The following is a 6,402-nucleotide window of genomic DNA, read 5'->3' as shown; positions in this document are numbered from 1 at the left end:
CAGCAAGGCGACGCCGAGCAGGTACCGGGCGTCGTGGTAGCGCTCCGGTTGTGGGATCCGGTCGAGGGCGATCTGAACGAACTGCGCACCTTGGGCCAACGCCTGTGGGTCTGACGCCTGCGAGCCGTACGTGATCGCCGCGACGCCCTCGTAGAGTCCGCCCTCGAGGCCGTCGCGGTCGCCGTCCTCGAGGGGCGCCACGACGCCGCTCCGACCGAGCTCCGGCTGGACCGCGCGGACCGGGCCGTCGACGACTCGGATCCAGTGATCTGTAAACGACGAGTGCGGCGCCGTCGACGCCTCGACCTTGGGCATGTGACACCCGACGCAGCCGACCTCGAGGGCGTGGACCTCTCGCAGGTCGGCCGGAACGGCGTCCTCGAGGTCGGACGCGTGACACGTCGTGCACGAGGCGCTTTGGGCGCCGGCAGGCCGGGCCTCGAAGCCCCGGTGCGGGTCGTGACACGTCGTGCACTCGAGCGGCGCGGCGGTGTCGACGGATTCCTGGAAGCACGCGCTCGCCTGCATCCGGGCCGCGTGCGACACGACCGCCACTCCGTCGTCGGCCTCGAGGTCGGCGGGGATCGCGAAGAGGCCTTCGTGCGACGAGAGCGGCCGGCCGGGCTGGTAGGAGTAGGCGGTCTCGCCCTGGCGAAGCACGTCGATCGAGGCGTGCAGGTGGCATTGGCTACAGGCGTCCAAGCGCAGGTCGAGGTCGAGGTACGCGGTGTTGATGATGGTCGGGTCCGGCCCATCGAGAGCGGAGTCGTCCGCCAGGCGGGCCTCGACGTGGGCCGAGCCCGGCCCGTGGCACCGCTCGCAACCGATGCCTTCGGGGATGCTTGCGAACGCCCCCTCGACGCCCGTGACGCGCTCCGGGACGGCGTTGTGACACGACATGCAGCCGTCCGGCATCGTCCTCGAGAAGCGCGGGTTGACGCCGTCCTCGTACCCCGGACTCCAGTCCCACTCGCCCGTCTGGGTGTACCACGTCAGCGGAAGCTGAGTCAGGCCGTCGCCCCTTCCTGCGAAGTACGTCCGCGCCGCGTCGCCGCTGCCGACGATCCAGTCCATCGGCCGGACCAACCGGGCGACCTCGAGGCCGCCGGCATCGACCTGCCTCTCTTCCTGAACCAATTGTCCCTCGACCTCGAGGACGCGGTACTCGAAGCCGGTGACGGGATCGACAATCGGCGTTTGCAATAACGGCTCGATCCGTACCTCGGACGTCCACGGCGCCATCGACTCGGCCATCCCGTGGCTCGCGTAGCTCGCCGCGATCTCCCCGTGGCACGTCGCGCACGACGCCACGCCGACGTACTCGGCCTCGAGGCCGACGTGGCCAACTGGCGAGGGGTCAGACGCGCATCCGGCGACGGCCGCGACGAGAGCGATGACGTAGACGGTCCGGCGGTCCATGCTGGAACGTAGCACGTCCTCGAGGACGGAAATGCGACGCCGTGTCTGTACAGGTTCTCCTGATGGGTCGGCCTCGAGGACGGCTCCCACCTGCCCGCGTCAACCGACCTCCTAGGTCGCTACCCCGCCCAGAAATAGGGTGTCGTGGAGTTGTGCGGGGTCGGGCTCCGGGAAGTCGGCCATAAAGTGGAGCCCGCGGCTCTCCGTCCGGCGCTGCGCGCACGAGACGATGAGGTGGGCGACGGCGGCCAGGTTTCGCAGCTCACACAGCTCGGGCGAGAGCTTGGTCCGCTGGTAGAACTCCTCCGTCTCGCTGTAGATCAGCTCGATCCGGCGCGCGGCGCGGTCGAGGCGGAACTGGCTCCTCACGATCCCGACGTAGCCCTGCATCACGCGGCGAAGCTCGTCCCGGTTGTGCTGGACCAACACCCACTCTTTCGGGCGCTCGGTGTTCGACTCGTCCCAGTCTGGGATCTCGTCGTGCCACATCGAAGACGCCGCGTGCTCGACGGCAGGGTCGACAGCGTTCGCCGCGTAGACGAGCGCTTCCAGCAGCGAGTTCGAGGCCAGCCGGTTGGCTCCGTGCAGGCCGGAGCACGTCACCTCGCCGCACGCGAACAGACCCGTGATCGAGGTCCGCGAGTGGCGGTCCACGACGACTCCTCCGCAGGTGTAATGCGCAGCCGGCACGACTGGGATCGGGTCCCGTGTCATGTCGATGCCATGCTTCAGGAGCGTTTCCTGGATGTTCGGGAAGTGCTTCAAGACCGCGTCGGACGGCTTGTGGCTGATGTCGAGCCAGACGTGGTCCTCTCCCCTCTTCTTGAGCTGATCGTCGATGGCGCGGGCGACGACGTCACGCGGCGCGAGCTCTTCCCGCTCGTCGTAGGACGGCATAAAGCGCTCGCCACCCAGGTTGGTCAACAAGCCGCCGTCGCCCCGAACGGCCTCGGTGATCAAGAACGAGCGGCCGTCAAAGTCGGCGCCGGGCAGGTAAAGGCTCGTCGGGTGGAACTGGACGAACTCCATGTTCGCGACGACCGCCCGAGCGCGGTAGGCCATCGCGATCCCGTCGCCGGTCGCCACCTGAGGGTTCGTCGTGTGCTGATACACCTGACCCGCCCCACCGGCCGCGAGCAGCGTCGACTTGGCCAAGATGGTCTTGACGACGCCCGCCTTCGAGTCGAGGACGTAGGCGCCGTAGCACGAGACGGCGTCTCCGGCCTCGACGGATACGCCCAGGTGGTGCTCCGTCAACAGGTTGACCGCGAAGTGGTACTCGAGGACGGTGATGGTCTCGCTCCGCCGGACGGCAGCTAGGAGCGCTCGCTCCACTTCGCGCCCGGTCATGTCGGTCGCGTGGACGATCCGGTCCGCCGAGTGTCCGCCTTCACGGCCCAGGTGGAGATCGCCCTCTGGGTCGCGGTCGAACTGAGCGCCCAGGTCCATCAAGTCGCGCACTCGGTCCGGCCCCTCGGTCACCACCATTCGAACCACGTCCTCGTGACACAGCCCGGCGCCTGCGACGAGTGTGTCCTGGACGTGGTCCTCGACGTCGTCCGTCGGCGCCATGACGGCGGCGATGCCGCCCTGAGCGTAGTTCGTGTTGCTCTCCGCCGACTCCTTCTTGGTGACGACGCAGACCGTCCCGTGCTCTGCGGCCCTGAGTGCAAACGACAGCCCGGCGACGCCGGACCCGATGACGAGGAAGTCGAACCGTTCGCGCATGTCCCGCGGGGTGTTTCCCACACGTTAACGCCGTTCGCGAGACCGATTCCGTCCTCGAGGACGACGCGTTGTTAGTTGACGACGATCTGAGGTTCGAACCGGCACCGTCCCTCCTCGAGGACGAGCGGCGGAGGCTCGGTCGTCACGCACGGCGGCTCGGTGCCGAGCGCGAGGTTGTAGGCGCTGTTGAGGCTGTCGGCCCGGGCGGCCAAGCGTTGGATCTCGAGCGTGTCGCCGTCCGTCACGGAATAGACCCTGAACGACGACGGGTTGCCGCACCCGTCGGTGCTGATCGCGGCGAGACGGCACGCGGACACATCGTCGGCTCGAGCATCACCGATGGCGGCCTCGAGGGCGAGAATGGCGGCTTGGATCTCGTCCTCGAAGGCCTCGCGCTCTTCTCGGCTTAGCGCGCTCTCGCTTGAGTCGCACCCGGCGATCAGCGCGACGACCAGGACCGAGAGCAGCAGGATCGAGGAACGCATGGCCGTCGGGTGTGGGACGCCATCATCCTAACGACCGGGCTCACAGCCCACAAGTCCACCTCTAGTCCCCTAGCCGGCACATCCCGTCCTCGAGGACGGCCGGCGGCGCGAAGAGGACGGAGCAATCGGAGGCCAGTTGAAACTGGGCGTTCGCCGCGTCATCGAGGTCGGCGATCCGCTTTGCCAAGCCGAGCAAGACCGGCACCTCGGCCGTCTCCGTCGAGTAGGCCACGAACGACGACGGCCCTCCGCACGCCTTCACGCCGACGGGGAGCACCAAGCACGACCGCGCCCCATTCGCGGACGGCGTCCCGATGGCGCCCTCGAGGTCGGCGACCGCAGCGGCGCGCAGGGTCCGGTAGTCCTCGAGGTCGTCGAACGGTCCGTCGGCAACCACGGGCTCGTCCTCGAGGACGGGGATCTCAACTGTCGGCGGGGGCTCCACAGTCTGACTCGTGGGCGAGCAGGCTCCGAGGGCGAAGGCGAGAAGGAGAAGTCGCATGGCTAGTCGCTGCCGACGGAGGCGCCGGTCTCTTGCAGGAGGTAGGCCTTGATAAAGGCTTCGAGGTCGCCGTCCATGACCGACTGCACGTCGCCGACCTTGACCTCGGTGCGGTGGTCGTTGACCATCGTGTAGGGCTGGAAGACGTAGGACCGGATCTGGCTGCCCCACTCGATCTTTTTCTTGCCCGCCTCCTCGGCGTCCTTGGCCGCCTCGCGAATGGCTTGTTCGAGCGCGTAGATCCGCGACTTGAGCATCTGCATCGCCCGGTCGCGGTTCTGCATCTGCGACCGTTGTTCGGTCGACTCCGCCACGACGCGCTCTTCTTGGCCGTTAGACAGCTCGCCAGTCCAGACGTAGCGCGCGCCGGTCTCGACCTTGTTCACGTTCTGGCCGCCCTTACCGCCCGACCGGAACGTCTGCAACTCGAGGTCGGCCGGGTTGATGTCGACCTCGATGGCGTCGTCGATCTCGGGGTAGACGAAGACGGACGCGAACGACGTCTGGCGCTTGTCGGCCGAGCCGAACGGGCTGATGCGGACGAGTCGGTGGACACCGCTCTCGGCCCGGAGGTAGCCGTAGGCCCACGCGCCCTCGATGCGGAGCGACGCGCTCTTGATTCCGGCCTCGTCCGCTTCCTGGTACTCCAGAAGCGACGCGCTGTAGCCGTTGCGCTCGGCGTAGCGCGTGTACATACGAAGCAGCATCTCGGACCAGTCCTGGGCGTCGGTCCCGCCGGCGCCCGAGTTGATGGTCAGAATGGCCGTCCGGCGGTCGTCGGGGCCGGCCAGCATCCCGCGCAGCTCGAAGGCCTCCAAGGCGGTCTCGAACGCGGCGGTCTCGCGGCCGATCTCGTCCTCGAGGTCGGCGTCCTCGGCCTCGGCCTGCATCTCGATCAAGGTCGCGACGTCGTCGCGTTTCTCGGCGAGCGCATCGTAGGCCTCGACCCAGTCCTTCTCGACCGAGATCTCCTGCTCGACGCCGGCGGCCGTCTCGGGGTCGTCCCAGAAGCCGGGCTCCAGGCGCTTCGCTCGCAGCGTCTCGAGACGCGCGCGCCGGCCCTCGAGGTCGAGCGCGCGGCCCAAGGAATCGAGTCGGTCGGAGAGGTCGGACATGTCGGGCGTGGGGGGCCGACAAGCTACGCGCCCGGCCTCCGCCCTCGAGGTCGCTAGAACCGGACGCCGACGTAGAAGCGGCCGGGGCCTCCGAGCTTGAGCCGCGTGCTCGAGCGGTCTTCGAAGCCGAGGTCATCGGCCCCGACGGAGTTGGGTCCTTGCTGCGTTCGGACCACCCGCAGGCTAAGCAGACCGCCCTGGTGACCGATGTGCACGGGACCAAACAGCCGGAAGTCGAGCCGGTTCGTCAGCCCCGCGCCCCAGACCTGAATGTCCCGCTCCACCACGGGAACGCCGGCCCCCGAATTCAGGCCGACGACCACGTCGTTCACCTGCCGCTGGTTGAAGGCTTGGATCCCGGACGAGTACGTGAACCGATCCCCGAGCACCAACCAGTCGGTCTCGAGACTCGCCGCGATCGTTCGAGCGTCGGCCTCGAGGTCGGTCAGGCGCAGGAAGTCGTTGCCGTCCTCGACGTCCTCGAAGGCCGACTCGCTCCACCACGCGCTGAACGACACGCCGTCCTCGATCCAGTACTGGACGCCGATGTTGAGGTCGTTGGTGCTGCCGGCGCTCACGGCGATGTCCCCCTCGGAGGAGTCCGCTCCCCACACGATCTGCGCGTGGGCGCCGGTTGTGAGCGCGAGCGACAGGAGCGCGATGCGGAGAGTCATGGCGAGCAGAGGGTGGACGGTTCCCAATCCTCGAGGGCGCTGCCGACCTCGAGGGCGTGTGCACCCTGACGGACGGCCGAGCGCGAGAGTTACAGACGGACCGAGACGTACAGCCGTGCGGGTCCGCCGAGCCGCCACTTCGTACGGTCTCGGTCTCGGGTAACGACGCGGTACCCATCCTCGAGGACGCTGCCACCCTGCAGCCGCAGTCGCTCAAGGCTTATGCCGCTTTCCGTCCCGACGTGGACCGGACCGACGACTCGAAGTGAGACTCGCATGGCAAACCCGGCTCCGAGCGCAGTGACCGTCCGAGCGTCGTCCTCGAGGACGGGATCTCCCTGGATGTCGATCGCGGTGACCACGTCGTCCACTTGCCTACGTGCAAAGAGCTTCAGGCCGCTCGAGTGGAAGACACGGTCGCCGAACGCTGCTCCACCAGATTCGAGCGTAGCCGCGACCGTCCATGCAGACGGGTTCGT

Annotated in this window: 7 protein-coding genes; all 7 read right to left on the bottom strand. The window is 68.0% G+C overall.

The genetic code is table 11. The features are described from left to right. Positions 1-1,434: cytochrome c3 family protein (locus WBA11_RS00360; RefSeq protein WP_424518750.1), on the bottom strand; the 1,434-nt coding region annotated here is incomplete at its 3' end. A 96-nt stretch (positions 1,435-1,530) separates the two neighbouring features. Then, positions 1,531-3,147, bottom strand: coding sequence for an L-aspartate oxidase (gene nadB, locus WBA11_RS00355; RefSeq protein ID WP_424518749.1), 1,617 nt, complete (start codon positions 3,145-3,147; stop codon positions 1,531-1,533). A gap of 71 nt (positions 3,148-3,218) precedes the next feature. After that, positions 3,219-3,632 (bottom strand): hypothetical protein, encoded by a 414-nt coding sequence (locus tag WBA11_RS00350; protein WP_424518748.1) that lies wholly within the window; start codon positions 3,630-3,632, stop codon positions 3,219-3,221. A 61-nt stretch (positions 3,633-3,693) separates the two neighbouring features. Further along, on the bottom strand, positions 3,694-4,134 hold the full coding sequence (locus tag WBA11_RS00345) for a hypothetical protein (RefSeq protein WP_424518747.1): 441 nt from the start codon (positions 4,132-4,134) through the stop codon (positions 3,694-3,696). A 2-nt stretch (positions 4,135-4,136) separates the two neighbouring features. After that, entirely contained in the window at positions 4,137-5,249 is a 1,113-nt protein-coding gene (gene prfB / locus WBA11_RS00340; protein ID WP_424518746.1) for a peptide chain release factor 2, read from the bottom strand. A 53-nt stretch (positions 5,250-5,302) separates the two neighbouring features. Beyond that, complete coding sequence (locus WBA11_RS00335) at positions 5,303-5,923, bottom strand: hypothetical protein (RefSeq protein WP_424518745.1); 621 nt, start codon at positions 5,921-5,923, stop codon at positions 5,303-5,305. A gap of 89 nt (positions 5,924-6,012) precedes the next feature. Then, on the bottom strand, positions 6,013-6,402 hold a 390-nt coding region (locus WBA11_RS00330), incomplete at its 5' end, for a hypothetical protein (RefSeq protein ID WP_424518744.1).

The sequence above is a fragment of the Rubrivirga sp. genome, from assembly GCF_049648075.1.
GTDB lineage: Bacteria > Bacteroidota > Rhodothermia > Rhodothermales > Rubricoccaceae > Rubrivirga.
Note: the sequence above shows the minus strand (reverse complement) of the source record. Positions and strands in the feature narration are given on the sequence as shown.

What these genes read in the sequence shown, in the direction of transcription:
- nadB (WP_424518749.1), bottom strand. Translation starts at nt 3,147, where the DNA reads ATGCGCGAACGGTTCGACTTCCTCGTCATCGGGTCCGGCGTCGCCGGG.
- WBA11_RS00350 (WP_424518748.1), bottom strand. Translation starts at nt 3,632, where the DNA reads ATGCGTTCCTCGATCCTGCTGCTCTCGGTCCTGGTCGTCGCGCTGATC.
- WBA11_RS00345 (WP_424518747.1), bottom strand. Translation starts at nt 4,134, where the DNA reads ATGCGACTTCTCCTTCTCGCCTTCGCCCTCGGAGCCTGCTCGCCCACG.
- prfB (WP_424518746.1), bottom strand. Translation starts at nt 5,249, where the DNA reads ATGTCCGACCTCTCCGACCGACTCGATTCCTTGGGCCGCGCGCTCGAC.
- WBA11_RS00335 (WP_424518745.1), bottom strand. Translation starts at nt 5,923, where the DNA reads ATGACTCTCCGCATCGCGCTCCTGTCGCTCGCGCTCACAACCGGCGCC.